The organism is Achromobacter sp. EB05 (genome assembly GCF_044232075.1).
Classification (GTDB): domain Bacteria; phylum Pseudomonadota; class Gammaproteobacteria; order Burkholderiales; family Burkholderiaceae_B; genus Achromobacter; species Achromobacter dolens.
Map to the genome: position 1 here is coordinate 3,486,478 of NZ_CP155917.1, position 25,896 is coordinate 3,512,373.

Annotated in this window: 23 protein-coding genes; 13 read left to right on the forward strand and 10 right to left on the reverse strand. The window is 70.9% G+C overall.

Annotation, left to right across the window (positions count from 1 at the left end):
- Positions 1 to 127: 127 nt before the first annotated feature.
- Positions 128 to 769, forward strand: a complete 642-nt coding sequence (locus tag AAID08_RS15890; protein WP_054502403.1) for a glutathione S-transferase family protein — start codon at positions 128 to 130, stop codon at positions 767 to 769.
- 16 nt (positions 770 to 785) lie between these two features.
- On the opposite strand, the gene sodC is transcribed toward AAID08_RS15890, so the two are convergent.
- The 3 genes from sodC to AAID08_RS15905 all read right to left on the reverse strand — a co-directional run bounded on the left by sodC (position 786) and on the right by AAID08_RS15905 (position 3,791).
- A complete protein-coding gene (gene sodC / locus AAID08_RS15895; RefSeq protein ID WP_054502402.1) occupies positions 786 to 1,313 on the reverse strand; it encodes a superoxide dismutase family protein in 528 nt (175 codons plus the stop codon).
- A 206-nt stretch (positions 1,314 to 1,519) separates the two neighbouring features.
- A complete protein-coding gene (locus AAID08_RS15900) occupies positions 1,520 to 2,764 on the reverse strand; it encodes a DUF445 domain-containing protein (protein WP_336236288.1) in 1,245 nt (414 codons plus the stop codon).
- Positions 2,765 to 2,921: 157 nt separating this feature from the next.
- The gene (locus AAID08_RS15905) at positions 2,922 to 3,791 is read right to left on the reverse strand and encodes a LysR substrate-binding domain-containing protein (protein WP_395756595.1); all 870 of its coding nucleotides are present in this window, start codon (positions 3,789 to 3,791) and stop codon (positions 2,922 to 2,924) included.
- 206 nt (positions 3,792 to 3,997) lie between these two features.
- Here AAID08_RS15905 and eno point away from each other — a divergent pair, with 206 nt between their 5' ends.
- Together eno and AAID08_RS15915 are read left to right on the forward strand one after the other, a co-directional pair.
- Positions 3,998 to 5,278 carry a phosphopyruvate hydratase gene (gene eno, locus AAID08_RS15910; protein ID WP_395756596.1) on the forward strand — a complete coding sequence of 427 codons (1,281 nt, stop codon included), beginning with the start codon at positions 3,998 to 4,000 and terminating at the stop codon, positions 5,276 to 5,278.
- An 81-nt stretch (positions 5,279 to 5,359) separates the two neighbouring features.
- The gene (locus tag AAID08_RS15915) at positions 5,360 to 5,815 is read left to right on the forward strand and encodes a DUF2000 domain-containing protein (protein ID WP_395756597.1); all 456 of its coding nucleotides are present in this window, start codon (positions 5,360 to 5,362) and stop codon (positions 5,813 to 5,815) included.
- A gap of 24 nt (positions 5,816 to 5,839) precedes the next feature.
- Here AAID08_RS15915 and AAID08_RS15920 read toward each other — a convergent pair whose 3' ends face one another.
- The 4 genes from AAID08_RS15920 to AAID08_RS15935 form a co-directional block, all read right to left on the reverse strand.
- A complete protein-coding gene (locus AAID08_RS15920) occupies positions 5,840 to 6,571 on the reverse strand; it encodes a hypothetical protein (RefSeq protein WP_395756598.1) in 732 nt (243 codons plus the stop codon).
- Between the two features lie 94 nt (positions 6,572 to 6,665).
- Positions 6,666 to 7,253, reverse strand: coding sequence for a hypothetical protein (locus tag AAID08_RS15925; RefSeq protein ID WP_395756599.1), 588 nt, complete (start codon positions 7,251 to 7,253; stop codon positions 6,666 to 6,668).
- Positions 7,235 to 8,545 (reverse strand): hypothetical protein, encoded by a 1,311-nt coding sequence (locus AAID08_RS15930; protein ID WP_116792389.1) that lies wholly within the window; start codon positions 8,543 to 8,545, stop codon positions 7,235 to 7,237. The genes AAID08_RS15925 and AAID08_RS15930 overlap by 19 nt, the downstream gene beginning before the upstream one ends.
- Positions 8,546 to 8,793: 248 nt before the next feature.
- Positions 8,794 to 9,720 (reverse strand): LysR family transcriptional regulator, encoded by a 927-nt coding sequence (locus AAID08_RS15935; protein ID WP_054502394.1) that lies wholly within the window; start codon positions 9,718 to 9,720, stop codon positions 8,794 to 8,796.
- A gap of 283 nt (positions 9,721 to 10,003) precedes the next feature.
- On the opposite strand from AAID08_RS15935, the gene AAID08_RS15940 reads away from it, so the two are divergent.
- Genes AAID08_RS15940 through AAID08_RS15965 form a run of 6 tightly spaced genes read left to right on the forward strand, consistent with a single transcriptional unit; the run spans position 10,004 to position 18,690 of the window.
- A complete protein-coding gene (locus AAID08_RS15940) occupies positions 10,004 to 12,124 on the forward strand; it encodes a 3-hydroxyacyl-CoA dehydrogenase NAD-binding domain-containing protein (protein ID WP_395756600.1) in 2,121 nt (706 codons plus the stop codon).
- A gap of 25 nt (positions 12,125 to 12,149) precedes the next feature.
- Positions 12,150 to 13,331, forward strand: a complete 1,182-nt coding sequence (locus tag AAID08_RS15945) for an acetyl-CoA C-acyltransferase (protein WP_054415540.1) — start codon at positions 12,150 to 12,152, stop codon at positions 13,329 to 13,331.
- A gap of 11 nt (positions 13,332 to 13,342) precedes the next feature.
- Complete coding sequence (locus tag AAID08_RS15950; protein WP_395756601.1) at positions 13,343 to 14,539, forward strand: acyl-CoA dehydrogenase family protein; 1,197 nt, start codon at positions 13,343 to 13,345, stop codon at positions 14,537 to 14,539.
- 9 nt (positions 14,540 to 14,548) lie between these two features.
- Positions 14,549 to 15,682 (forward strand): acyl-CoA dehydrogenase family protein, encoded by a 1,134-nt coding sequence (locus AAID08_RS15955; protein WP_038503763.1) that lies wholly within the window; start codon positions 14,549 to 14,551, stop codon positions 15,680 to 15,682.
- Positions 15,683 to 15,699: 17 nt separating this feature from the next.
- Positions 15,700 to 17,643, forward strand: coding sequence for an acyl-CoA synthetase (locus AAID08_RS15960; RefSeq protein WP_395756602.1), 1,944 nt, complete (start codon positions 15,700 to 15,702; stop codon positions 17,641 to 17,643).
- 60 nt (positions 17,644 to 17,703) lie between these two features.
- A complete protein-coding gene (locus AAID08_RS15965) occupies positions 17,704 to 18,690 on the forward strand; it encodes a tripartite tricarboxylate transporter substrate binding protein (protein ID WP_116792396.1) in 987 nt (328 codons plus the stop codon).
- A gap of 60 nt (positions 18,691 to 18,750) precedes the next feature.
- Here the strand turns inward: AAID08_RS15965 and AAID08_RS15970 are convergent, their stop codons facing one another.
- Both AAID08_RS15970 and AAID08_RS15975 read right to left on the reverse strand, forming a co-directional pair.
- The gene (locus AAID08_RS15970; RefSeq protein WP_395756603.1) at positions 18,751 to 19,794 is read right to left on the reverse strand and encodes a D-cysteine desulfhydrase family protein; all 1,044 of its coding nucleotides are present in this window, start codon (positions 19,792 to 19,794) and stop codon (positions 18,751 to 18,753) included.
- Between the two features lie 212 nt (positions 19,795 to 20,006).
- Positions 20,007 to 20,921 (reverse strand): LysR family transcriptional regulator, encoded by a 915-nt coding sequence (locus tag AAID08_RS15975; protein ID WP_395756604.1) that lies wholly within the window; start codon positions 20,919 to 20,921, stop codon positions 20,007 to 20,009.
- Between the two features lie 133 nt (positions 20,922 to 21,054).
- Between AAID08_RS15975 and AAID08_RS15980 the strand changes: the two genes are divergently transcribed.
- The 4 genes from AAID08_RS15980 to AAID08_RS15995 all read left to right on the forward strand — a co-directional run bounded on the left by AAID08_RS15980 (position 21,055) and on the right by AAID08_RS15995 (position 24,840).
- Complete coding sequence (locus tag AAID08_RS15980) at positions 21,055 to 22,029, forward strand: tripartite tricarboxylate transporter substrate binding protein (protein WP_395756605.1); 975 nt, start codon at positions 21,055 to 21,057, stop codon at positions 22,027 to 22,029.
- Positions 22,030 to 22,061: 32 nt separating this feature from the next.
- Positions 22,062 to 23,465 carry a dipeptidase gene (locus tag AAID08_RS15985; protein WP_144657713.1) on the forward strand — a complete coding sequence of 468 codons (1,404 nt, stop codon included), beginning with the start codon at positions 22,062 to 22,064 and terminating at the stop codon, positions 23,463 to 23,465.
- Between the two features lie 108 nt (positions 23,466 to 23,573).
- Positions 23,574 to 24,260, forward strand: coding sequence for a GntR family transcriptional regulator (locus tag AAID08_RS15990; protein ID WP_054502386.1), 687 nt, complete (start codon positions 23,574 to 23,576; stop codon positions 24,258 to 24,260).
- Positions 24,261 to 24,393: 133 nt separating this feature from the next.
- Positions 24,394 to 24,840, forward strand: coding sequence for a universal stress protein (locus tag AAID08_RS15995; protein WP_054502385.1), 447 nt, complete (start codon positions 24,394 to 24,396; stop codon positions 24,838 to 24,840).
- 77 nt (positions 24,841 to 24,917) lie between these two features.
- Here AAID08_RS15995 and AAID08_RS16000 read toward each other — a convergent pair whose 3' ends face one another.
- A complete protein-coding gene (locus tag AAID08_RS16000) occupies positions 24,918 to 25,793 on the reverse strand; it encodes a LysR family transcriptional regulator (RefSeq protein ID WP_006385087.1) in 876 nt (291 codons plus the stop codon).
- Positions 25,794 to 25,896: the final 103 nt, after the last annotated feature.

The window sequence follows — 25,896 nt, forward strand, 5'->3', positions numbered from 1 at the left end:
GGCTTTCTGTTGTGGTCCCGCCCGGCCCGATCTGTATCTGGCGGCGGCCGGCGGCGGCCGCTAGACTGGCCTGCCATCGAGGCCGCCGCGCGCGGCGCCTCGCCAAACACCCCGCCCCGCCGCGATCATGCTGAACATCCTGGGAAAAGCCTCTTCCATCAACGTCCGCAAGGTCCTCTGGACCTGCGTCGAACTCGACCTGCCGTTCACGCGCGAGGACTGGGGCTCGGGCTTTCGTCCGACGACCGACGCGGCCTTCCTGGCCCTCAACCCGAACGCCATGGTGCCGGTGCTGCGCGACGGCGACTTCGTGCTGTGGGAATCGAACAGCATCATCCGCTATCTGGCCAACCAATATGGCGGCGACGCGGCGAATCCGCTCTATCCGGCCAATGCCAGGCTGCGCGCCCGGGTCGACCAGTGGATGGACTGGCAGGCGACCGACCTGAACCGGTCGTGGAGCTATGCCTTCATGGCGCTGGCGCGGCAGTCGCCGGCGCACCGGGATGCCGCCGCCATCGAGGCTTCGAGCCGCGACTGGGCGCACTTCATGGGAATCCTGGAACGGCGGCTGCGGGACACCGGCGCCTACGTGGCCGGCGAGGCCTTCACGCTGGCCGACATTGCCATCGGCCTGTCGGTCAACCGCTGGTTCGCCACGCCGCTGGACAGCGCCCTGCGGCCGGCGCTGCCGGCGGTGGCCGCCTACTACGACCGGCTGGCCGAGCGGCCGGGCTACCGCGCCCACGGCCGCAACGGCACCGCCTAGCAGGCGGCCCGGGGCGTCACTTCACCACGCCGCAGACCATGCGGCCGCCCCCGCCGCCCAGCGGCTTGGGCGTGTCGCTGTAGTTGTCGCCGCCGACGTGGATCATCAGCGCGTGCTGCTTGACGTCGGCCAGCTTCAGGCGCGGCGCCACCACGGCCGTCTTGGCGTTGCCATCGGCGCCCACGGTGATGAACGGCAGGTCGCCCAGGTGGCCGTCGGTGGCCAGCGGCCCCTTGTGCGCCTTGGTGCCCTGCGGATCCAGGTGGCCGCCGGCGGCGCCGCCCGGCATCACCTTGCCATCGACCGTGGTCGACGCGCACGAACCGTTTTCATGGACGTGGAAGCCATGCTCGCCCGGCGGCAGGCCGGTGAGCTTGGGCGTGAATTTCAGGCCTTCCTTGGTCTGTTCGAGCGTGATGGTGCCCGCGCTCTTGCCCACGCTGCCGTCGTCGTTCAGGACCGACATCGTGACGCTCTCGGCCTGGGCGGCGGCCGAGGCGCCGGCCAGCGCCAGCGTTGCAACGAGAATCGAGAATTTCTTCATGGGACTTGCCTCCTGGGGAGAGATGCGCGTGATACGGGCCGCCCGGCCGGGCGGCGGTCGTCCCGGGGATCTGACGGCAGGCCCGGCGACTGGCAAAGACAATAGCACCGCGCCCTGGCGCTTCGCCAGCAATCTTCCTTCCTGATACATCGGACATGTCCGCAAATCCGCGATGGTTGACCGGCGCCCTCCCCGCGGGCGCCGCGCTAGCCCGTCGCCAGCAGCACCGCCGCATGCAACAGCACGCCGATCAGGCCGCCCACCAGGGTGCCATTGAAGCGGATGTACTGCAGGTCGCGCCCCACGCTCAGCTCCAGTTCATCGACCAGGTGGCGCTCGTCCCACAACTTGACGGTGCGCGCGATGTGCTCGGTCACGCCGATGCGCAACCGCCCGGTCAGCCGCCGCGCCGCGCCCAGCACGTGGCCGTTGATGGCCTCGCGCAGGTCCGGGTCCTCGCCCAGCTTGCGCGCCAGCGCCAGCAAGGCGCTTTCCAGGTGCCCGGCCAGGGCCGAATGCTCGTCGCTCAGGTCGCGCCGCAACGCGGCATGGATGTCGTCCCACAGGCCCTGCACGTACTCCTGCACCTTGGGGTGGTCGATGGCGCGCTGCTTCATGGCCTCGACCTGCGCGGCAAGCGCCGGATCGCTGCCCAGGCGCGCGATGTAGTCCAGCACCCAGGCCTCGTAGTCGCGCCGCACCGGGTGATCCGGTTCCGACAGCACATCGCGCAGTTCCTGCACCAGCGCCCGCGCCAGCCTGTCCGCGAGGTTGTCGGCGATGCCCTCGACCGACGCGATCACGTCCACCGCCTTGATGATGCGCGGCCATTCCTTGCGCGCGAATTTCACCAGCAGCGCCGAGGCGCGTTCCTTGACGTCCTCGTCGCCCAGGTAGCCGCCCAGCCGCTCCATGGCGGCGTCCAGCAGCTCCTGGTGGCGGCCGTCGCGGGTCAGCAGGCCCAGCACCTCGCCGGCGCTGCCGGCCGCGTCCCAGCGCCGCAGGGTCTTGACCACGAACGCCTGGATCACGCCGCGCACCGCGCGGTCGTCCAGCAGGTCCAGCGTCTGCAGCGCGACCCGCCGCGCGCCGTCGCTGAGCGCGTGCGCCTGCTTCGGCCGCGCCAGCCAGCGCGACAGGCGCGCGGCCGGGTCGAAGCCGCGCAGCTTCGCCATCAGCGTATCCGGGTCGAGGAAGTGGTCGCGCACGAACACCGCCAGGTTGTCGCCGATGCGGTCCTTGTTGCTGGGGATGATGGCGGTGTGCGGAATCGGCAAGCCCATCGGCCGGCGGAACAGCGCCACCACCGCGAACCAGTCGGCCAGCGCCCCCACGGTGGCGGCCTCGCAGAAGGCCCGCACCCATGCCCACACGCCCTGGCCGCCCATGACGTGGCTCGTGATGAAGCCGCTGATCATCGCCACCAGCAGGGCCAGCGCGGCGATCTTCATGCGCCGCAACTGGGCACGGCGCGCCTGCGACGCCAGCGCCGAACGGGTGGCGAAGGCTGGCGAGGACGGGCTGGCGGAAGGCGGCGTATCGGTCATGGAGTCTCCGGCGGGAATGCCCGTCCAGCATACCAAGCCAGCCGGCCCCGCCGCGCGGCCATCAGTCCTCGGGCCCGGCCAGCGCGCCGCGCAGCCAGGCGATGAAGGCATCGGCATGGGCGGTGCGGGCGCGGCCGGCGGCCGGCACCGCGCGCAGGCCGCCGTCGAACGGCACGAAGCCGTAGGGCGCCACCAGTTGCCCGTCCTGCAACTCGCGCGAGATCAGCCGCCGTTCGACCAGCGCCACCCCCAGGCCCGACAGCGCGGCCTCGATGCACAGGTGGGTGTGGGGAAACGCCAGCGTGTCGCCTTCCGCCGCCGGCTGCCCGGTGATGGCCTCCCACTGGTTCCAGGCGCTGGAGGTGTATTCATGGGCGATGCGCGCGCGCGTGGCCGGCTTCCTGCGCGCATAGGCCGGCGTGCAGACCGCGCCGAAACGCACCGGCGCCAGCGCCAGGGCCTGGCGCCGGTCGGTCTCGGCGTAGCCGGACAGGTCCCAAGCCAGGATCAGGTCGGCGCCCTCGTTGCGCATTTCACGCGCCGAGGTCATCGACAGGCGGATGCGGATCTCGGGATGCTTGCGATAGAACACGGCCAGGTTCGGCACCAGCCAGCGCATGGCGAAGGTGGCGCTGCAGGCCACGTGCAGCCCCGGCGCCTGGGATTCGCGCGCCAGGCGTTCGTAGGCGTTTTCAAGCTGGTCGAAGGCCGCCCGCACCGAGGCATAGAACGTGGCGCCACCCTGGGTCAGGCGCAGGCCGGTGCCGTCTTTCTCGAACAGCGCCACGCCGGCGTGCTCCTGCAGCAGGCGCAGATGGCGGCTGACGGCGCCATGGCTGCGGCACAGTTCCTCGGCCGCTCGGGTGACCGAACCACTGCGGGCGATGGCTTCGAAGGCGCGGACGGCGGACAGGGGCGGCAACTGGCGCATGGCGGATCATCTGTCAGGAAAACTGACGAAGAGGCAGAAAAACTGCATTGTCGGATTCAAGGTCCATTTTTAGCATGCCGGCATTGAAATGGCTGATTGCCCGATTCATCGCCGCACCGACGACCTGCCGGCGTGGCTGACTCGATTCCTGCTTGTTTGAATTAGCTGACGATTACCCTTTCCCCAAGTCCTTTCCGGAGCCCACCATGAACATCACCCACCTGGCCGCCCACGAAGCGCTGGACAGCCGCGGCAATCCCACCGTCGAAGTCGAGATCCGGCTGGACGACGGCGCCCGTGGCCTGGCCCTGGTGCCGTCGGGCGCCTCGACCGGCAAGCGCGAGGCGCTGGAGCGGCGCGACGGCGACGCCGCCCGCTACCTGGGCAAGGGCGTGCTGGGCGCGGTCGGCGCGGTCAACACCGAGCTGCGCGCCGCCCTGCTGGGCCTGCCCGCCGACCAGCAGGCCCGGATCGACCAGATCATGATCGAACTGGACGGCACGCCCGACAAAAGCCGGCTGGGCGCCAACGCCCTGCTGGGCGTGTCGCTGGCGGTGGCGCACGCGGCCGCCGCCAGCCAGGGGCTGCCGCTGTGGCGCCACATCGGCGGCGTGCAGGCGCAGACCCTGCCGGTGCCGATGATCAACATCATCAACGGCGGCGCGCATGCCGACAACCCGCTGGATTTCCAGGAATTCATGATCCTGCCGGTGGGCGCGGACAGCTTCCGCGAAGCCCTGCGCATGGGCGCGGAGGTGTTCCACACGCTGCGCCACGCCCTCAAGGCGGCCGGCCACAGCGTCAACGTGGGCGATGAAGGCGGCTTCGCGCCAGCCCTGCGCAATGCGCCCGAGGCGCTGGACTTCATCATGGCCGCGATCAAGCGCGCCGGCCTGCGCCCCGGCGCCGACATCGCGCTGGCGCTGGACCCGGCCGCCAGTGAATTCCACGGCCCGGACGGCTACCGCTACCACGGCGAGAACCTGCTGCGCGACGCCGAACAGCAGGTGCAATACCTGGCCGGGCTGGTGCGCGACTACCCCATCGTCTCGATCGAGGACGGGATGGCCGAGGACGACATCATCGGCTGGAAGACACTGGGCGCGACGCTCGGCGGCGCCTGCCAGTTGGTGGGCGATGACGTGTTCTGCACCAACCCGCGGCTGTTCCGCGCCGGCATCGACCAGGGCATCGGCAACGCCATCCTGGTCAAGATCAACCAGATCGGCACGCTCAGCGAAACCTGGCGCGTGCTGGCGCTGGCGCGCCGCGCCGGCTACGGCGTGGTGATGTCGCACCGCTCCGGCGAAACCGAGGACACCAGCATCGCCGACCTGGCCGTGGCGGCCAACTGCGGCATGATCAAGACCGGCTCGCTGTCGCGCGCCGACCGCACCGCCAAGTACAACCGCCTGCTGCGCATCGAGCGCGAATTGGGCGCGGCCGCCGTCTATGCCGGCGCCGGCGCGCTGGCGCGGCGCGGCTGAGGGTCCGCGACGCGTTCACTGGCGTTCAAGACGGGACAACCGCCGCCGCCGACGATGGCGGCTTTTGCCGAGGAAACGCGCATGTCCGTCCCCATCGCCCCTGTCGTCCCGTCCGCGCCCGCCGTGCCGGAGAAAATCGTGATCGTGCTGGCGGCAACGCTCGGCGTGGGCCCGGCCGCCAACGTCTCGGCCTGCCTGGCCGCGGGCCTCGCGGCCGCCCTGCCCGGCTGGGCCGGCGCGCCGCTGCGCGACCCCGATGGCATGGCCTCGTCGGCCATCTCGCACCTGCCCATCATCGTGCTGGCGGCCGATGCGGTGCGGATGGCGCAATTGCGTCAGCGGCTGACGCAGCCGCCGCCCGAGGACGCGCGACTGGCCGTGTTTCCGGCCTACGCCCGCGAGATCCACGACGCCGGCCACTATTGGGCGCGGCACCGCGAGACCTCGCACCGCGACCAGCCGCTGCTCGGCGTCGGCCTGGCCGGCGCCAAGCGCTGGATCAACGCGCTGACCGGCAGCCTGCCGATGCTGCGTTGAACGCCCGCGCGCCGGCGCCACCGCTCAGGCGCGCTCGCGGTACGCGGTGGCGCACAGGATCGACAGGAACAGCAGCAGCGCCAGCGTCAGCAACAGGCCGCCCGCCGCCGTGATGATGGCGTCGGCGCGCCACAACACCAGCGCCTGGCGCAACGCGGCGCCCGTCACCTCGGTCAGGCCCGTCAGCAACAGCAGCACGGCGGCGAACGGCCAGACCGCGCCGCGCAGCGCCTGGCGCGACCGCCGCCAGCCATAGCCGTCCGTCAGGGCGGCCTGCGGCAGGGCCAGGGACCAGGATCCCAGCAAGTGCGTCATGGGCAGCCACAGGATCAGCAGCAACAGCAACGCGATGGCCAGGAACACCGTGCCGGGCGTGTTCGGCATCTGGAAATACAGGGAGAGCGTCAGGCTGCCGCTGACCGACTTCAGGGCGGCGATCGCGACGATCGCCGCGAACACCAGGGCCAGCACCCGGGCCTGGGCGCCATCCAGACTCGGCGCGTGGCGCGGCACGCCCGCCAGTTGGCGCTGCCAGGCCAGCGCCACGCGCGCCAGGGCCAGCAGATTGACCACCGCCGCCAGCAGGAACCACATTTCGCGCGGAGCGCCCGCCTGGTTCAGCAGCAGCGCGCCCGGCAGCGACAGCGCGAACAGCACGCAGGCCCACGGCGCGGCGGCGACCATGGCGGGCACCTGAGCGGTGAACTGGCGGGCCGTCAATGCCAGCAGGCGGCTCGCGGTGGGCGGATGCGGCAAGGGGTACCTCTCTCGGTCAGGTCCGGACCATCGACCTCGCGGCCGATGGCGACTCCAGGCCTTATACCAGAGACGCGCGCCCGCCGCGCCGCGTTCAATCGGCCAGCAGGCCCGGCGCCAGCGCCGCCAGGGTGGCGATGTGCGCGTCCATTTCCTGCGGCCGCGGATTGTCGATATTGCCGGCGCCCGCGGTGCGCAGCCGCAACGTCAGCAGCCCGCCGCCGTCGGCGCTGAACTGCAGGCCGAACACCCAGTCCACGCCTTGCGCGCGGGCGATCAGCGTCAGCCAGCCGGAGTCCGGCTCGATCAGGGTCCGGGCCCGCAACAGGCCGCGCGCCTCCAGCGCCGACGGCGCGGCGGCGGCGAACCGCTGCATGGCCGCCAGCACGGTCGGGGTCTCGGCGGAGAAGGCGATCTGCACCAGTTGCAGCGGCGGCACCAGCAGCCGATGCGAGAACAGCCGTGGCATCGGCGTCGCGGCGGCCGTCCACGAAGCCGGCACCGTGACCGGTCCGGGACCCGCGATGCCCGCCGGCGCCGGCGCCGTGAGCCGGGCCTGTCCGGCGGTCGACGCACAGCCACCGAACAGCACCGCGGCCAGGGCCGGCAACAGCAACCGGGGCAACCAGCGCAGGAAGCCGCCGCCCTCGTTGGCGCGCGGCGCTAGGATCTGGCCGCGCATGCCTGGCCCTCCGGCTTGTCGTGATAGGTGCGGAATTCCTCCAGATCCGCCAGCGGCTTTTTCAACCGATAGCAGGCGTTCAGGCCGCGCAGCAGCAGAAAGGCTTCCTCGCTGCCGAGGGACTTGGAGAAATCATCGTCGGCCAGCTTGGTCGAAATCTCGTCCAGCGTCTTCTGGTCGCGATAGCGCGCCAGCCGCTCGCCCAGCGTGTAGGCGGTCAGCGCGGCCTGCAGCCGGCCCTGCGCGTCGCTGACCTGCTCGACCGAGGCGCTGGCGCCGACCTTGCTCAGCAGCGCCGTCAGCGCCACCGACTTTTCCAGCACCGACTTGGGCACGATGCTCTCGAAAGTGCCCACCGACACCAGCGCGGTCGGCACGTTCAGCGGCTCGGCGCCGTCCATCACCTGGTTGGTGCGGGTGTTGTAGGTGAGCGCCTTTTCCCAGAACGCGCGCGTGCCGGCCACCGGACGCCCCACCACCACATAGGTGCCCTGCTTGAGCAGGCCGAGGTTGGAGCCGGCCGACTGGCTCACCGCCGACTGCGAATAGAGCTGCACGCTGTAGTCCAGCACCATGCGGTTGCGCTGGTTCGCCAGCACCAGCTCGGCGGCGGTGAAGGCCACCCCCACCAGCGGCGAGACCAGCGGATTGTTGGCCAGGCTGGCCGCGCCGTTGGCCACGCCCTGCGCCCGTTGCAGCGCGCGCAGGGTCTCGGCGTTGCGTTCGGTGGTGACGTCCATCACGCGCAGCCGGAACGACGGCGCCACGCGCTCGTCCCAGCGCTGCACGTAATACACCAGCAGATTGGAGAAGTTCAGGGATTGATCCGGCTGCACGCCGCGCTGGTACCAGACCACGATGGACTGGTTGCTGCCATCGTCCCTGGCGGCGACGTCGAGGATGACCGCGTAGTCCGCCGGGCCGTCGATGCCGGCGGTCTTGGCGCCGGCCGCGTCCTTCAGCGCCGGGATCTCGACCGACCGCATCATGATCGAGAGCGGCGCGTTGGCGGGCACCGCCAGTTGCCGTTCCGCGTCGGAAGAAGCCGGCGCGCCGGCCTGCTCCAGCACGCGCGCGCGCTCATCGCCGCCGGGCTTGAGATAGAAGATGCGGTTGTCGGCGTAGATCGGGGTGTGCACCGTGTAGGCGTCGCCGATGCGCGGCTCGCTGCCCGCACACCCCGCCAACATCGCCGCCAACATCGCCGCCAGTCCCAACATGCCCCACCGCAACGCGGCGCCGTCCGGACGCCGCAGGCCGGACCATGCCCGGCGCATGAACACGAAAGCCATACTTGCTCCGCAAGAAAAGGCCCGCAATGGATCGGAACAACGCCTACGCCAGGCGCGATGGGCAAGAGACGGTCAAGGCCGCCCTGGCCGCGGCCGGGGACTCCCGCCGCCAGCCGGCGCGGGAATGGTCGGCATTTTTATCATTATGTTTCTTTTTGTCAAACTTTCGAGAGAATACCAAGCCCGGGGCGCCGGGCTCGCGTGGCCGCCCGCGTCTCGCGCCGAGCGGGCGCCGCCGAAAGCCGGTCCTATGCCGCGCCCAGCAACCCGGGCCGTCCTTCGTGCGCGGCCTGGGCGCGCTGCTGGATGAACTCGATCATCATGGAAATGGCGCGTGGATGGTGGCGATTGGGCATGTACAGCATGTACATGGCGCGGCCGAAGATGCTCAAGCGCCACTGCGGCAAGGCGGGCAGCAGGTCGCCGCGCGCGATATCGTCGTGCACGACATAATCGGGCACCACGCCGATCCCCAGCCCGGCCAGCGTCGCCTCGCGCAGGAAGGCGTAGTTGCGCGAAATGACGGTGGGCTCCAGCACCACGTGCTGGCGCGGCTGGCCGCCGTAGTAGGCCGACAGCCGCAGCGGCCGGCCGATCACGGCGGCGCTGATGATGGGCAGGCGCGCCAGATCGGCCGGCTTGTCCGGCAGGCCGCGCTCGCGCACGAAGGCGGGCGAAGCGCAGGCCACGTAGCGCACCTGGCCCAGTTCGCGCGCCACCAGATTGTGCGGCGGCTCGGACATGATGCGCACGGCGATGTCGACCTCGTCGCGCAGCAGATCATCGACGCTGTTCTCGAACAGCACGTCCAGCACGATGTCGGGATAGGCCTGCTTGAACTCGATCAGCCACGGCATCATCACGAACTGCCCGTAGCCGCTCGGCACGCTCAGGCGCACCTTGCCCTGCGGCGTCTTGCCCAGCGTTTCGACGGCCTCGCGCGCCGCCGCCAGTTCGTCCTGGATGCTGCGGCCGTGGTGGTACAGCTTGAGTCCGATTTCGGTGGGCTCGACGTGGCGCGTGGTGCGCCGCAATAGCTGCATGCCAACGGCGCGCTCCAACTGCGTCAGGTGATAGCTGACGTTGGCCCGTGTCATCTTCAGCCGACGCGCCGCTTCGCTCAGGTTGCCCGCATCCACGATCTCCACCAGCAACGTCAGCGCCTTTGTATCCATGTCGACTCTCCCGGACCGGTACTGGCTTTGCCCGTTGCATCGCGGCGGTCCGTGCCTATTGTCAAATTCCTTTATCGTCGTTGTCAATTATGGATGCCATTGTCAAGACTTCTTTGCTGGGAAAGAATAGACGGATACAAGACGGGCCGTTCCTGGCCCGCCAGGCGCCGCGACTGCGCCGCGTCCGCCCCGGGCGCGCCGGCCTCGCCAGAGCCCCGCTCTGCGATGCCGCCGTGCCGGCCAGGGCCGGCGCGGGCGGCGACCCTACCGGAGACACTGTCCCATGACAGCCAGCGCACCCGCCGGCGCCGTTCACACGCGCCGCGACGGCGACGTCCTCGTCGTCACCATCGATCATCCCCCCGTCAATGCCCTGAGCGCCGAGGTGCGCGCGGGCCTGGCGCGCGCCATCGATCAGGCCGGCGGCGACCCGCAGGTGCGGGCCGTGCTGCTCACCGGCGCCGGCAACAACTTCATCGCTGGCGCCGACATCCGCGAATTCGGCAAGCCGCCGCGTCCGCCCGCCCTGCCCGACGTGTGCAATCAGATCGAAGCCTGCGCCAAGCCGGTGGTGGCCGCGCTGCACGGCGCCGCGCTGGGCGGCGGCCTGGAGGTGGCGCTGGCGGCGCATTACCGCGTGGCCTTGCCAAACGCCAGGCTGGGCCTGCCCGAAGTGACGCTGGGGCTGCTGCCCGGCGCCGGCGGCACGCAGCGCACGCCGCGCCTGATCGGCGCGGCCGCAGCCTTGGACCTGATGCTGTCGGGCAAGCCGATGACGGCGCAGGCCGCCGTCGCGGCCGGGCTGGCCGATGAACTGGCCAGCGGCGCCGACCCGCTGGCCGCCGGCCTGGACTACACCCGGCGCCTGCTGGCGCAGGGCGCCAAGCCGCGCCGCAGCCGCGACGGCCAGGCGCTGGCCGACAAGGCCGCGTCGCTGGCCGCGATCGACGCCGCCGACCAGCGCATCGCCGCCAGCACACGCGGCCTGTTCTCGCCCGCGAAGATCCTGGACGCCGTGCGCGCCGCCGTCGAACAACCTTTCGACGAGGGCCTGCGCGCCGAGCGCGCGTTGTTCCTGCAATGCCTGGACAGCCCGCAGCGCGCCGGCCTGATCCACGCCTTTTTCGCCGAACGCGAGACCGCCAAGATCCCTGAATTGAAGCAGGCCAAGCCGCGCCGGCTCGACAGCGTCGGCGTGATCGGCGGCGGCACCATGGGCGCGGGCATCGCCGTGGCGGTGCTGGACGCCGGCCTGCCGGTGGTCATGGTGGAACAGGACGATGCCGCGCTGGCGCGCGGCCGCCAGCGCGTCGAACACGTCTACGACCTGCTGGTCGGCAAGGGCCGCATGAGCGCCGACGAGCGCGCCGCCCGGCTGGCGCGCTTCACCGGCGCCACCGACTATGCCGCGCTGGGCGAGGCCGACCTGATCATCGAGGCCGTGTTCGAGGACATGGACGTCAAGCGGGCGGTGTTCGCGCAGCTTGACCGCGTCGCCAAGCCGGGCGCGGTGCTGGCCACCAATACCTCTTACCTGGACGTGGACCGCATCGCCCAGGCCACGCGCGGCCCCGCCGATGTGTTGGGCCTGCACTTCTTCTCGCCCGCCAACATCATGAAGCTGCTGGAGGTGGTGGTGGGCCGCCAGACCGCCGCCGACACCGTCGCCACCGGCTTCGAGCTGGCGCGCCGCCTGCGCAAGATCCCGGTGCGCGCCGGCGTCTGCGACGGCTTCATCGGCAACCGCATCCTGGCGGTGCATCGCCAGGCGGCCGACATGATGATGGAGGACGGCGCCTCGCCCTACGAGATCGACGCGGCGGTGCGCGACTTTGGCTATCCCATGGGTCCGTACCAGATGGTGGACCTGGCCGGCGGCGACATCGGCTGGGCCACGCGCAAGCGCCGCGCCGCCACCCGCGACCCGGCGCTGCGCTACGTGCAGATTCCCGACCGTCTGTGCGAGCGCGGCTGGTTCGGCCAGAAGACCGGCCGCGGCTTCTACCTGTATCCGGATGGCGCCCGCCAGGGCACGCCCGATCCGGAAGTGCTGGCGATCATCGACGCCGAGCGCCAGCGCGCGGGCGTGACGCCCCGTCCGTTCAGCGCCGAGGACATTCAGCGCCGCTACCTGGCGGCCATGATCAACGAGGCCGCCAACGTGCTGCACCAGGGCATCGCGCTGCGGCCCTCGGACATCGACATGGTGTTCCTGTCGGGCTATGGCTTTCCGCGTTATCGCGGCGGGCCGATGCACTACGCCGACCGCGTCGGGCTGGCCAACGTGCTGGCCGACATCCGCGCCTTTGCCAAGGAAGACCCCGCGTTCTGGAAGCCGTCGCCGCTGCTGGAGGAACTGGCCGAATCCGGCCGCGATTTCGCCAGCCTGAACCAGGCCGCCTGACCCCACTCACCCAACGGAAACCGATATGCGCGAAGCCGTCATCGTCTCCACCGCCCGCACGCCCATCACCAAGGCGCAGCGCGGCGAATTCAACCTGATCGCCGGGCCGACCCTGGCCGCCCACGCGGTGCGCGCCGCGGTCGAACGCAGCGGCATCGACCCCGCCCTGATCGAGGACGCCTTCATCGGCTGCGGCTACCCCGAGGGCGCCACCGGCCGCAACATCGGCCGCCAGGCGGTGATCCGCGCCGGCCTGCCGGTCAGCGTCGGCGGCGCCACCGTCAACCGCTATTGCGCCTCGGGCCTGCAGGCCATCGCCTCGGCCGCGGCGCGCATTGTCATGGACGGCGCGCCCGCCATGCTCGCCGGCGGCGTCGAGCTGGTGTCGCAGATCCGCACCCGCGACGACGGCGTCAGCGGCATGGACCCGTGGATCGTGGCCAACAAGCCCGAGCTGTACCTGCCCATGATCGAGACCGCCGACATCGTCGCCGCGCGCTACGGCATCAGCCGCGAGGCGCAGGACCGCTTCGCCGCGCAGAGCCAGGCGCGCACCGAGGCCGCCCAGGCCGCCGGCCGCTACCGCGAGGAGATCATCCCCGTCACCACCACCATGGCCGTCACCGACCGAGCCACCGGCGCCGTGTCGGAACGCGAGGTCACGGTGGACCACGACACCTGCAACCGCCCCGGCACCACCTACGAGGCGCTGGCCAAGCTGGCCCCGGTGCGCGGCCCGGACCAGTTCGTGACCGCCGGCAACGCCTCGCAGCTGTCGGACGGCGCCGCCGCCTGCGTGCTGATGGAAGCGGCCGAGGCGCAACGCGCCGGCATCCGCCCGCTGGGCGCGTTCCGCGGCCTGGCGATCGCCGGCTGCGAGCCCGACGAAATGGGCATCGGCCCGGTCTACGCCGTGCCCAAGCTGCTGGCGCGCCACGGCCTGAAGGTCGACGACATCGACCTGTGGGAACTGAACGAGGCCTTCGCCTCGCAGGCGCTGTATTGCCAGGAACGCCTGGGCATCCCGATGGAGCGGCTGAACGTGAACGGCGGCTCGATCGCGCTGGGCCACCCGTTCGGCGTCACCGGCGCCCGCCTGGCCGGCCACGTGCTGCTGGAAGGCCGCCGCCGCGGCGCGCGCTACGCCGTCGTCACCATGTGCGTGGGCGGCGGCATGGGCGCGGCCGGCCTGTTCGAAATCTACTGAGGAATCGCCCGATGGATCTGGAATTCACCCCCGAAGAAAACGCCTTCCGCGACGAGGTCCGCGCCTTCCTGGCCGCCAACCTGCCGCCGCGCCTGTCGGCCAAGGTCACGCAGGGCAAGCTGCTGGCGCGCGCCGACATGGTCGAATGGCACGCCATCCTCAACCGCCAGGGCTGGCTGGCCAGCCACTGGCCGGTGGAATACGGCGGCACCGGCTGGAGCGCCACGCAGAAGTTCATCTTCGACAACGAGTGCGCGCTGGCCGGCGCGCCGCGCATCGTGCCGTTCGGCCTGAGCATGCTGGGGCCGGTGCTGATCAAGTACGGCAACGAGGCGCAGAAGCGCCACTGGCTGCCGCGCATCCTGGACGGCTCGGACTGGTGGTGCCAGGGCTACTCCGAACCCGGCGCCGGCTCGGACCTGGCCTCGGTCAAGACCACCGCCGTGCGCGACGGCGACCACTACGTCGTCAACGGCCAGAAGACCTGGACCACGCTGGGCCAGTACGCCAACATGATCTTCTGCCTGGTGCGCACCTCGAACGAGGGCCGGCGCCAGGAAGGCATCAGCTTCCTGCTGATCGACATGGCCAGCCCGGGCGTGCAGGTGCGCCCCATCATCACGCTGGACGGCGAGCATGAAGTCAACGAGGTGTTCTTCTCGGACGTGCGGGTGCCGGTCGAGAACCTGGTGGGCGAGGAAAACCGCGGCTGGACCTGCGCAAAATACCTGCTGACCTATGAACGCACCAACATCGCCGGCGTCGGCCAGTCGACCGCCGCGCTGGAACGCCTGAAGGCGGTGGCCGCCAGCCAGAAGAAGAACGGCCGCCCGCTGGCCGAGGATCCCGACTTCGCCGCGCGCCTGGCGCGGGTGGAGATCGAACTGGCCAACATGCGCACCACCAACCTGCGCGTGGTGGCGGCGGTGGCCGGCGGCGGCGCGCCCGGCGCCGAAAGCTCGATGCTGAAGATACGCGGCACCCAGATCCGCCAGGAGATCACCGCGCTGAACCGCCGCGCCATGGGTCCCTACGCCCGCCCGTTCGTGGCCGAGGCCCTGCACGACGGCTACGACGCCGCGCCCATCGGCCCGGAAGGCGCCGACAGCGCCGCGGCGCAGTACTTCAACAACCGCAAGCTGTCGATCTTCGGCGGCTCCAACGAAATCCAGAAGAACATCATCTCCAAGATGATCCTGGGACTGTAAAGGCCGGCCATGAACTTTGAACACACCGAAGACCGGCGCATGCTGTCCGACATGCTGCGCCGCTTTGTCGCCGAACAATACGACTTCGCCACGCGCGAACGCCACGCCAGGATGGCGCAGGGCTACAACCCCGAGTTCTGGCGCCGGTATGCCGAACTGGGCGCCATCGGCGCGCTGTTCGCCGAGGAACACGGCGGGCTGGGCGGCGCGGGCTTTGACATCAGCGTGGTGTTCGAGGCACTGGGCCGCGGCCTGGTGCTGGAACCCTTCCTTGACGCGCTGATGGTCGGCAGCGCCATCGCCCGCGCCGGCAGCCCGGCGCAGCGCGAGGCGCTGGACGGCCTGATCGCGGGCGGCATCACCGCCGCGCTGGCCGCGGCCGAGCCCACCTCCGGCTACGCCCTGAACGACGTGCGCACCCGCGCCGAGCGCAGCGGCGACGGCTGGGCGCTGAACGGCGCCAAGGCCGTGGTGATGGGGGGCGAGCATGCCGACCTGTTCCTGGTGTCGGCGCGCACCGGCGGCGCCGAGGACGACGAATCCGGCATCAGCCTGTTCCTGGTCAGCGCCGGCACGCCGGGCGTGACGGCGCGCGGCTACGACCTGATCGACGGCGGCCGCGCCGCGGAACTCACGTTCGAGAACGTGGCGCTGGGCGCCGACAGCCTGCTGGGCGAGGCCGGCGCCGGCCATGCGTTGCTGGAACACGCCACCGGCCGCGGCATCCTGGCGCTGTGCGCCGAGGCCGTGGGCGCGATGGACTGCGCCCGCGACGCCACGCTGGAATACCTGCGCACCCGGCGCCAGTTCGGCGTGCCGATCGGCAGCTTCCAGGCGCTGCAGCACCGCATGGCCGACGTGCTGCTGGAGATCGAGCAGGCGCGCTCGGCGGTCATCAACGCCGCCGCCGCGCTCGACCACCCCGACCGCGCCACGCGCGAACGGGCGCTGTCGGCCGCCAAGTACACCATCGGCCGCATCGGCACGCTGGTGGCCGAGGAAAGCATCCAACTGCACGGCGGCATCGGCATGACCTGGGAGCTGCCCCTGGCGCACTACGCCAAGCGGCTGGTCATGATCGACCACCAGCTCGGCGACGAGGACCACCACCTGCGGCGCTACATCGCGCTGGGGCGCGCGTAAGCGGCGAGGACGGCATCATGACGCAGGCCCCCATAGCCTCCCCCACCGCCCCTCCCGTCGCCCCGCCTTTCGCCGCGCCGTTCCCGGTGCGTTCCATCGACGACGTGCGCCGCCTGGCGGCCCGGCCGCTGGCCGAGACGCTGACGGTGCAAAGCACCTACGAGATCTTCCGCAACTCGGCCGCCGCCTTTGGCGACCGCACCGCGCTGACCTTCCTGCGCAACGCCGATCCCGACGAGCCGGCCATCAGTTGGCGCTACGACGACCTGCTGGCCGGCATCCACCAGACCGCCAACCTGCTGCACAGCCTGGGGCTGGGCCCGACGGACGCCGTCGGCGTGCTGTTGCCCGGCTGCCTCGAATACCACCTGGCGCTGTGGGGCGGCGAGGCCGCCGGCATCGTGCAACCGCTCAACCCGCTGCTGACCGACGACAAGCTGGCCTCGCTGCTGACCACCGCCGGCGCCAAGGTGCTGATCGCCTACGGCTCGGACACCGAATGCGAGTCCTGGTCCAAGGCCCTGCGCCTGCGCGAGCGGGTGCCAACATTGCGCACGCTGCTGCGCGTCGCGCCGCACGACGAGCCGCCGTCGCAACGCCCGGCGCTGCCCGACTTCGCGCTCGACTTCAACAGCGCGCGCGCTGCCCAGCCCTCGGACCGGCTGGTCAGCGGCCGCGTGATCCGCGCCGACGACGTGGCCGCCTACTTCCACACCGGCGGCACCACGGGCGCGCCCAAGCTAGCCATCCACACCCACGCCAACCAGGTCTTCACGGCCTGGGCGGCGGTGCAGTTGCAGGGCGCGGGACCCGGCGACGTGGTCATCAACGGCTATCCGCTGTTCCACGTGGCGGGCGTGCTGCCGGCCTCGCTGGCGGCGCTGTCGGCCGGCGTGCAGACCGTGATCCCGACCACGCTGCTGCTGCGCAACCGCGAGGTGCTGCGCAATTACTGGCGGCTGGTCGAGCGCCACCGCGCCACCTCGCTGCAGGGCGTGCCCACCATCCTGGCGGCGCTGGCCGAGATCCCGCTGGACGGCGCCGACATCTCGTCGCTGCGCTACTGCCGCACCGGCGCCGCGCCGTTGCCGGCGGAGCTGGCGGCGCGCTTCGAGCGCCTGTTCGGCCTGCACGTGAACGAAAGCCTGGGCATGACGGAGATGGCCGGCATCACCTCGATCACGCCGCCCGGCTCGCGCTTTCCGGTCAACTGCGTGGGCTTTCCGCTGCCCTATGTGCAGGTGCGCGTGGTCGGCCTGGATGCGCCCGCCGGGCAGCCGGCGCGCGACCTGCCGCCCGGGCAGGCCGGCATGCTGCTGTTCAAGTCGCCCAACGTCATCCCCGGCTTTCTCGACCCCGAGGACACGGCGCGCGCCTTCACCGAGGACGGCTGGCTCATCAGCGGGGATGTCGGTTTCCTGGACAGCGAGGGCCGCCTGCACCTGCAGGGCCGCGCCAAGGACCTGATCATCCGCGGCGGCCACAACATCGATCCCAAGACCATCGAGGATGCGCTGGCCTCGCACCCGGCGGTGCGCATCTGCGCCGCGGTCGGCGCGCCCGATCCGTACGCGGGCGAGCTGCCGATCGCCTTCGTGACCCTGGCCGACGATGCCGAGGTCTCCGAGGCCGAACTGGTCGCCTACGCCGCCGCCCACGTCGACGAGGCGCCGGCACGGCCCAAGCGCGTGATCGTGCTCGAGCAGATGCCCATGACCAACGTCGGCAAGATCTACAAGCCCGACCTGCGCCGCCTGGCCACGGCGGTCTCGGCGCGCGCCGTGGTCGAGCGCGTCCTCGAACAGGCCGGCCTGCCGCCGGACAGTCCCCTGCTGCGCGTGCTGTCCGACGCGCAGCCCGACGTCGCCGTAGAAGCCGACGCCGCCACCCCCGCGCCGCTGAAGGAGCAGTTGCGCGAGGCGCTGCAACGACTGCCGGTCAAGGTCGCCCTGCGCGGCTGACCGGCGCCTCACAACACAGCCACGACACACAAAACCATAATCACATCGGAGACAAGCCCCATGGCCCACCAACCCCTGCGCCGCGCCTGCCTCGGCGCCCTGCTGCTGGCGCTGGCCGGCGGCGCGCTGGCGCCCGCGGCGTCGGCGCAAAGCGCCTTTCCCACCAAGCCCATCACGCTGATCGTGCCGTTCCCGGCCGGCGGCTCCACCGACCGCCACCTGCGCATCGTCGCGCAGGACGCATCCAAATACCTGGGCCAGCCCGTCATCGTCGAGAACCGCCCGGGCGCGGGTGGCACGCTGGGCACCGCGACCATGTCGCGCACCGCCAAGCCCGACGGCTACACCGTCGCGCTGTACACGCTGGCCATGCTGCGCATGCCATACATGCAGAAGACCTCGTGGGACCCGATCAACGACTTCACCTTCATCATCGGCCTGTCCGGCTACACCTTCGGCTTCACGGTGCGCGCCGACTCGCCCTACAAGACTTTCAATGAGTACATCGAGGCCGCGCGCCAGCACCCGGGCACCATCGACTACGGCTCGACCGGCGTGGGCTCGTCGCCCCACCTGCTGATCGAGGAAGTGGCCATCAACGCCAAGGTCAAGCTGAACCACGTGCCCTACAAGGGCAACGCCGACATGCAGCAGGCGCTGTTGGGCGGCCACGTGATGGCGCAAAGCGACGCCACCGGCTGGGACCAGTTCGTCGATTCGGGCAAGATGCGGCTGCTGGTGACGTTCGGCGAAAAGCGCACCACCCGCTGGCCCGACGTGCCGACCGCGCAGGAGCTGGGCTACAAGGTCGTATCGACCTCGCCCTACGGCCTGGCCGGTCCCAAGGGCATGGACCCGGCGGTGGTCAAGACGCTGCATGACGCCTTCAAGAAGGCGCTGTTCGACCCGGCCAGCATCGAGGTCATGAAACAGCTTAACCAGGAACCCGCCTACCGCGACAGCGCCGACTACAAGGCCTGGGCCCAGGCGACCTACGTCAAGGAAAAGGGGCTGATCGAGTACCTGGGGCTGATGGCCAAGGACTGACACCGCCCCCAGGCTCCGTCCTGGACGGGCCGGGCGCCTCGCGGCGGCCGGCCCGTTTTTTCATTGGAACGCGGACTTGTAGGCGTACAGGCCGGGCGCGCCGCCGGTCATCACGAACAGCACGTCGCTGCCCGGCGCGTGGCGGCCGGCGCGCACGTCGGCCAGGAGGCCGGCAAAGGCCTTGCCGGAATACACCGGATCGAGCAGCAGCCCTTCGCTGCGCGCCAGCAGGCCGACCGCCTCCAGCATGGCAGGCGTGGGCACCCCATAGGCCAGGCCGCGCTGGCTGCCATCGACCAGGATGTCGTTGGGCGCCGGCGCCGCAACGTCGTCCGCCTGGCCCTGCGCCAGCAGCGCCAGCGTGGCGGCGGTCAGGTCTACCGTCTTGGCATGCGCGACCTCCGCGTCGGCCAGCGTGGTGAACGACTGCACGCGGCTGGCGGGCAGGCCCGCCGCGACCACCCCGGCCGCCAGGCCGGCATGGGTGCCGGCGCTGCCGTTGGCCACCACGATGCGGTCGAAATCCACGCCCAATTCACGCGACTGCGCCAGGATCTCCAGCGCGCAGGCGGCGTAACCGAGCGCGCCGACGGGCGTCGACCCGCCCAGCGGCGCCAGGTAGACGCGGCGCCCGGCCAGCTCCAGCGCGCGCACCCGCTCCAGCGCCGCCGCCATGGCATCGGCGCCCACCGGCAGCGCATGCACCGTCGCCCCGAACAGGCGGTTCAGCAGCATGTTGCCGTTTTCCTCGTAATCGACGTCGTCGCGCGGCACCACCCGGCCCAGCACCAGCTCGCAGGCCATGCCCGCGCGGGCCGCGGCCGCCGCCGTCAGGCGCGCGTGGTTCGATTGCAGGCCGCCGACCGTCACCACGGTATCGGCGCCCTGCGCGCGCGCCTCGCCCAGCAGGAACTCCAGCTTGCGCAGCTTGTTGCCGCCGCCGCCCAGCGACATATGGTCGTCGCGCTTGACGTACAGGCGCACGCCGTTGGCCGCGGCGCCCAGGGCCGCCTCCAGCCCGGCCAGGCGCTGGATCGGCGTGGGGCCGTCGAGCAAGGCATGACGGGGAAAGCGCTGCAACGCGGACGAAAGGCCAGTGGGCATGGGGAATTCCAGGGAGAAAGGCATGGCCGGCGGCGCGCGCCGCTGGCGCGAGGCGCCGACCGCAGCAGGATACGCCAAGACGGCCGCGCGATTGATCAGGGCTGGCGTGCCGATTGTGCACAAAGCGGCATGAATCCGTCGCGCCAGGGGTCGTCGACGCGGCGAGGCGCCTCCCCGGACCTGCGCGAGGCTGCTTGCCGTGTGAGCCGGCCCTAGCCCTCGGCGGCCGCCCCCTGCGCGGCCCGCCCCATCTGCTCGAAGCAGAACTCCCGCGCGATGCGGGTGGCCGGGCTTTCGCTGCGTCCGCGCAGCGTGACAAAGGCGAAATGCGCCGCGATGTCGAAATCCGGCGGCGGCAGCAGGCGCGCCAGGCGGCCCTCGGCAACCGGCCCGGCGGCCGACGCCAGCACGCCCAGATAGAGCGCGTCGGAGCGCGCGGCGATATCGAGCAGGCCGGCGATGTCCTCGCTTTCCATGTGCAATTCGAAGCCGTCCGGCCGCGCCGCCGCGACGCGCCGCCGGATCTCCGGCGACAGGCCGGTGGACACCACGGGATACGCCAGCACCTGCGACAGCGACGGCGCGGGGCCCGCCAGCAGCGGATGGTCCGGGCGGCAGACAAAGCCCGACGCCAGGCTGGGCATGGCGGCCACGTCCAAGTCCGCGTCGTCGTCCAGCGTGCGCACGTGCACGACCAGCGCGTCCAGGGCGCGTTCACGCAGGCCGGCGAGCAGCGCGTCGGTCGGCCCGCGCGACAGGCGCACGCGCAGCCGCGGATAGGCGTCCATCACATGGCGCATCAGCGGCACGCTCAACAGCGCGCCGGGCGCGGCGCCCAGGCCCAGCGCCACCGCGCCGGCCTCGCCCTGCGCCAGCAGCTCGGCCTCGCGCCGGATCTCGTGCACCTCGGCCAGCACCCGGCGGGCGCGCGCGGCCACCTGCCGACCCAGCGGCGTGGCCTCGTTGCGCTTGCCGATGCGGTCCACCAGCGGCGCCCCCAGCTCGGCCTCCAGCAACTGGATGCTGCGGCTGAACGCGGGCTGCGACAGGTGCAGCGATTCCGCGGCGCGGGTGAACGAGCCGGTCTCCAGCAGCGCCACCAGATGAGCCAGTTGCGACAGATTCATGAAATCTCCGGGACGCGGCCGCGCCGCGAAAAATCATGCATAAAACGCATTGTAATCAGCTAATCAATCGATTGGACAGATGAAAACAGCGCTTCTAGCATTCCGGAAAACACACAACACCCAAGGGACTCCGATGAAGACACTGCTGTTATCCACCGTCGCCGCGCTCGCCCTGCTGGCCACGGGCGCCGCCGCCGCCGAAGACTACCCCGCCCGGCCGGTATCCCTGATGGTGCCGTATCCGGCCGGCGGCGCCAGCGACATCACGGCGCGCGCGCTGCAGGGGCCGATGACCCAGGCGCTGGGCGGCCAGGTCATCGTCGAGAACCTGGGCGGGGCCAACGGCGTGCTCGGCGCCAATCGCGTGCTGGGCGCCAAGGCCGACGGCTACTACGTGTTCCAGGGCTCGCCCAACGAACTGATCCTGGCCGGCCTGACCAACAAGTCGGTCCACTACCGGCCCGAGGCCTTCCGCATGATCGCGCCGGTCGCCACCTCGCCCTACGTGGTGATGACGCGCGCCGGGCTGGGCGTGGCCAACGTCGATGAACTGGTGGCGCTGGCCCGGCGCGGCGGCGCGCCGCTGACGTACGGCTCGGGCGGCGCGGGTTCGATGATCCACCTCATCACCGAGGCGCTTTCCAAGCGCGCCGGCCTGACGCTGACGCACATCCCCTATCGCGGCGCCTCGCCGATGCTGACCGACATGGCGGGCGGCCAGATCGACTTCGCCATCGTGCCCTATCAGGCCAATTACGAGGACCTGCGGCGCGAAGGCCGCATCCGCATCATCGGCACCCTCAACCGCGATCGCCTGCCGATGCTGCCCGACGTGCCGAGCGTGCAGGAAAGCGCCAGCCTGAAGGACTTCAACTACACCATCTGGACCGCCTACATGGTCAAGCAAGGCACGCCCGATGCGGTGGCGCAGAAGCTGCACGCGGCGGTCGAGGCGGCGCTGGCCGACCCCGCCGCGCGCAAGACGCTGCTGGCCCAGGGCAAGATCCTGTTCGAGCCGCAGACCCTGGCCGCCAGCGAAGCCTTCTATGCCGAACAGACCGCGCGCCTGACCGAACTGGTACGCAGCAGCGGTTTCCAGGCCGAATGAGCGGCCGCCCTCTTCCTTCCCACGGAGTCTGCATGTCCGACACTCTCATCCAGCCGGTGCTGGCGCACCTCGACGCGCGCCAGCCGCTGATCGCGCATTGGCTCAAGGCATTCCTGCGCATCCCCAGCGTCAGCGCCGACCCGGCCTTTGCCCCGCACATGGCGCGGGCGCGCGACTTCCTGTGCGAGCGGCTGCGCCGCGACGGGCTGCACAACGTGCAATTGCTGGAGGGCGGCGGCGAGCCGGCCGTCTACGGCGAGTGGCTGGGCGCGCCCGGCAAGCCCACGCTGCTGATCTACGGCCACTACGATGTGCAGCCGGCCGACCCGCTGGAACTGTGGCGCACCCCGCCTTTCGAGCCGACCCAGGTCGGGGACCGGCTCTATGCGCGCGGCGCCTCCGACGTCAAGGGGTCGACCACGGTGGCGCTGGAGGTGGTGTTCGCCTTCCTGGCCACGCTGCGCAGTTGCCCGGTCAACATCAAGGTGTTCATCGAGGGCGAAGAGGAAACCGGCAGCCCCACGCTGCGCGCGCTGATCCAGCGCCACGGCGCCCTGCTGGCCGCCGACGCGGTGCTGTCGGCCGACGGCGGCCGCGCCAGCGCCCAGGTGCCGACCATCAACACCGGCGCGCGCGGCAACGCGGCGCTGGAGGTGCGGTTGCGCACGGCCGCCAAGGATCTGCATTCGGGGCGCTATGGCGGCGGCGTGCGCAATGCGCTGCACGACATGGCCGCGCTGCTGGCCACACTGCATGCGGCCGATGGCCGCGTCGCGGTGGCCGGCTTCGACGACGACGCCGCGCCGCCCACGCCGCGCCAGCGCCAGGACACCGCCGCCTTTCCTTATGACGAGGCGGCGTTCTTCGACGACGTGGGCGCGACCAGCCATGGCGAGCCCGGCTACAGCCCGCGCGAGCGCATCACGCTGCGCCCGGCCCTGGACGTGAACGGCATGTGGGGCGGCTATACCGGCGCCGGCACCAAGACCATCATCGCCTGCGAGGCCTCGGCCAAGCTGACCGTGCGCGTGGTCGAAGGCCAGGACCCGGCGCGGGTGATCCGCGCGGTCCTGGCGCACCTGCGGGCGCACTGCCCGCCCGGCGCCGCGCTGGAGGTGGTGGCGATGCACGACGGCTCGCCGGCCTCGACGCTGGCGCCGGACCATCCGCTGGTGCGCGCGGCCCAGGCGGTGCTGCGGACCGAAGACGGCCGCGATCCGATCCATGTGCGGCTGGGGGCCTCCGTGCCGATCACGTCGGTGTTCAAGGAAACCCTCGGCATCGACACGCTGATGTTCGGCTTCAACCTGCCCGACGAGGACGTGCACGCGCCCAACGAGTTCTTCCGCATCGGCTCGATCCGCGAGGGCGTGCAGGCCTGGACGCGGCTGCTCGACGCGCTCGGCCAGTACCAGCCGGCGGCGTTCCGCGCCTGAGCGCGGCGGACGAGGCAGCGGCTCCAACAATTTTCGTATGCAATAAATGTTGCCAGCCCGGGATTTTGATAGACTGGCTGCCCATACAGTCTTTCCGCCCCGCGCTTCATGACCCAGGAAGTTCCCGCCGATCCCAGCGCCGACGATATCGCCAAGGCCATCGCCGCCGCCATCGTGGCGCACCGGCTGCCGCCCGGCACCCGCCTGCGCGAAGAGGCGCTGGCGCGCGTCTACAAGGTCAGCCGCACCAAGATCCGCGCGGCCCTGCTGATGCTGTCCAAGGACAAGCTCATCAACATCGTGCCCGACAAGGGCGCCTTCGTCAGCAAGCCCGACGCCAACGAGGCGCGCGAGGTCTACGCGGTGCGCCGCATCCTCGAGGCCGCGCTGGCGCGCGAGTTCGTCGCCCGCGCCACGGCGGCCGACTACCGCCGCATCGACGCCCACCTGGCCCAGGAGCGCGCCGCGGTCGAAAGCGGCGACGTGCAGGCCCGCAACCGCCTGCTGGGCGACTTCCACATCCTGCTGGCCGAGGCCGTCGGCAATTCGGTGCTGACCGGCATGCTGCGCGAGCTGTCGGCGCGCAGCGCCGTGATCACCGTGCTGTACCAGAGCTCGCACGATGCCAGTTGCTCATCGCGCGAGCATCACGCCTTCATCGAAGCGGCCCGCGCCGGCGACGTCGACCGCGCCTGCGCGCTGATGGACGAGCACCTGGAACACGTGCAGACGGCGCTCGATTTCAGCGAAAGCGACCGCGCGGGCGGCGACCTGGTCGCGGCGCTGTTGAGCTGACGCGGGGCCGCGCGGGGCGGTTTGACCCTGCGCAAGGTTTGATCCCGCTCAAGTAGCCGCCCTCTCCCGGCCGATACAGTGTTACGTAACCGTCGCAAGTCGCGACGGCCGCTGCACAAACACGGGAGACACCATGTACAAGCACATTCTCATTCCCACGGACGGCTCGCAATTGTCCTCGGAAGCGCTGGTCGAAAGCCTTGATCTGGCCAAGTCGCTGGGCGCCAAGGCCACCATCCTCACCGTCGAGGAGCCCTTCCACGTCTTCGCCATGGGCGCGGCGCAAGTGGCCCACAGCCTGAGCGACTACCAGGACCAGATCCGCGCCCAGGCCGAACGCCTCTTGAGCGCCGCCGCCACCCAGGCGCGCGAGGCCGGCGTGCCCTGCGAAACGCTGCGCGCCACCCACGAGGATCCCTACCAGGCCATCATCGACACCGCCCGCGAACGCCATTGCGACCTGATCGCCATGGCCTCGCACGGCCGGCGCGGCATGGCCGCCGTGGTGCTGGGCAGCCAGACGCAGAAGGTGCTGGCGCACTCCACCACGCCGGTGCTGGTGTATCGCAAGAAGGCCTGACACGTCCGGGCTCGGGCCGCCGCGGCGGTCGCCTTCCGCAGGCCGCCAGCGCCGGCCGCCCGGCCGCTCCGGCCCGCTCAGGCCGCCGGATGCAGCAGTTGCTCCATGCGATCCTGGATCCAGCGCTCGGTGGCCGTCGGCGTCCGGCCCTGCAGCCAGAGCGTGCGCACCGACAGCGGCGGCAGCGACAGGCCGACGCACGGCACATTGGCCAGGTCCTCGCGGTAGCCCTCGTACTCGGCGATGTTCAGCGGCAGAATGGCCCAGCCCAAGCCATCCACGGCCATGGCGGCGATGCTGTAGAAACTGTCTGAACGCCACGCCGACGGACTCATCACCACATCCTCCACCCCCTCCATCCGCATCACCAGTTGACGATGGCGCGCCAGGTCGTTGCGCGTGACTTCGGGCAACGCGGCCAGCGGATGGTCGCGCGCCACGAAGATGCCCTGTCCCACGTCGCCCAGGTAGCGATGGGCGAAGGCCGCGCCCGGATCGCCGCGATCGTAATGGAACGCCACGCTGGCGCGCCCCTGCGAGACATAGTCCGCCACTTCGGTGGCCGTGCCGTTCAACTGGGTCAGCTCCAGCGCGGGAAAGCGCGCCGAGACCTCCTTCACCAGCGCGCCCAGCACCCGATCAGGCAAGGCCTCGTCCAGCGCCAGGCTGAGGTGCGCGTCCTGCCCGGCCGCGAATGACAGCGCCCGCTGCTCCAGTCCCGCCGCCTGGCGCAACAGCTCGCGCGCCTCCTGCAACAGCACTTCACCGGCCCGGGTCAGCGTGGCATTGCGGCGCGAGCGGTCGAACAGCTCCACCCCCAGGTCCGCTTCCAGCAACCCCAGCGAGGTGCTGACGGCCGATTGCGCCCGGCCCACCTGGCGCGCCGCCGCCGAAAACGAGCCGGCGTCCGCCGCCGCCACGAAGTGCCGCAGTTGTTCCAGGGTCCAGTGCATGGTTGTCTCCAGGGGTGGCCAAGCAAGCCTTCAAAACGGTTGCCGGCCGCACGGGGCGATGGAGCCGCCACCTATACATCTATTTTATAGATGGATCCCAACT

What these genes read in the sequence shown, in the direction of transcription:
- eno (WP_395756596.1), top strand. Translation starts at nt 3,998, where the DNA reads ATGAACATCACCCACCTGGCCGCCCACGAAGCGCTGGACAGCCGCGGC.
- sodC (WP_054502402.1), bottom strand. Translation starts at nt 1,313, where the DNA reads ATGAAGAAATTCTCGATTCTCGTTGCAACGCTGGCGCTGGCCGGCGCC.
- AAID08_RS15940 (WP_395756600.1), top strand. Translation starts at nt 10,004, where the DNA reads ATGACAGCCAGCGCACCCGCCGGCGCCGTTCACACGCGCCGCGACGGC.
- AAID08_RS15970 (WP_395756603.1), bottom strand. Translation starts at nt 19,794, where the DNA reads ATGCCCACTGGCCTTTCGTCCGCGTTGCAGCGCTTTCCCCGTCATGCC.
- AAID08_RS15995 (WP_054502385.1), top strand. Translation starts at nt 24,394, where the DNA reads ATGTACAAGCACATTCTCATTCCCACGGACGGCTCGCAATTGTCCTCG.
- AAID08_RS15915 (WP_395756597.1), top strand. Translation starts at nt 5,360, where the DNA reads ATGTCCGTCCCCATCGCCCCTGTCGTCCCGTCCGCGCCCGCCGTGCCG.
- AAID08_RS15945 (WP_054415540.1), top strand. Translation starts at nt 12,150, where the DNA reads ATGCGCGAAGCCGTCATCGTCTCCACCGCCCGCACGCCCATCACCAAG.
- AAID08_RS15925 (WP_395756599.1), bottom strand. Translation starts at nt 7,253, where the DNA reads ATGCGCGGCCAGATCCTAGCGCCGCGCGCCAACGAGGGCGGCGGCTTC.
- AAID08_RS15955 (WP_038503763.1), top strand. Translation starts at nt 14,549, where the DNA reads ATGAACTTTGAACACACCGAAGACCGGCGCATGCTGTCCGACATGCTG.
- AAID08_RS15980 (WP_395756605.1), top strand. Translation starts at nt 21,055, where the DNA reads ATGAAGACACTGCTGTTATCCACCGTCGCCGCGCTCGCCCTGCTGGCC.
- AAID08_RS15975 (WP_395756604.1), bottom strand. Translation starts at nt 20,921, where the DNA reads ATGAATCTGTCGCAACTGGCTCATCTGGTGGCGCTGCTGGAGACCGGC.
- AAID08_RS15930 (WP_116792389.1), bottom strand. Translation starts at nt 8,545, where the DNA reads ATGGCTTTCGTGTTCATGCGCCGGGCATGGTCCGGCCTGCGGCGTCCG.
- AAID08_RS15890 (WP_054502403.1), top strand. Translation starts at nt 128, where the DNA reads ATGCTGAACATCCTGGGAAAAGCCTCTTCCATCAACGTCCGCAAGGTC.
- AAID08_RS16000 (WP_006385087.1), bottom strand. Translation starts at nt 25,793, where the DNA reads ATGCACTGGACCCTGGAACAACTGCGGCACTTCGTGGCGGCGGCGGAC.
- AAID08_RS15935 (WP_054502394.1), bottom strand. Translation starts at nt 9,720, where the DNA reads ATGGATACAAAGGCGCTGACGTTGCTGGTGGAGATCGTGGATGCGGGC.
- AAID08_RS15905 (WP_395756595.1), bottom strand. Translation starts at nt 3,791, where the DNA reads ATGCGCCAGTTGCCGCCCCTGTCCGCCGTCCGCGCCTTCGAAGCCATC.
- AAID08_RS15985 (WP_144657713.1), top strand. Translation starts at nt 22,062, where the DNA reads ATGTCCGACACTCTCATCCAGCCGGTGCTGGCGCACCTCGACGCGCGC.
- AAID08_RS15950 (WP_395756601.1), top strand. Translation starts at nt 13,343, where the DNA reads ATGGATCTGGAATTCACCCCCGAAGAAAACGCCTTCCGCGACGAGGTC.
- AAID08_RS15960 (WP_395756602.1), top strand. Translation starts at nt 15,700, where the DNA reads ATGACGCAGGCCCCCATAGCCTCCCCCACCGCCCCTCCCGTCGCCCCG.
- AAID08_RS15965 (WP_116792396.1), top strand. Translation starts at nt 17,704, where the DNA reads ATGGCCCACCAACCCCTGCGCCGCGCCTGCCTCGGCGCCCTGCTGCTG.
- AAID08_RS15900 (WP_336236288.1), bottom strand. Translation starts at nt 2,764, where the DNA reads ATGAAGATCGCCGCGCTGGCCCTGCTGGTGGCGATGATCAGCGGCTTC.
- AAID08_RS15990 (WP_054502386.1), top strand. Translation starts at nt 23,574, where the DNA reads ATGACCCAGGAAGTTCCCGCCGATCCCAGCGCCGACGATATCGCCAAG.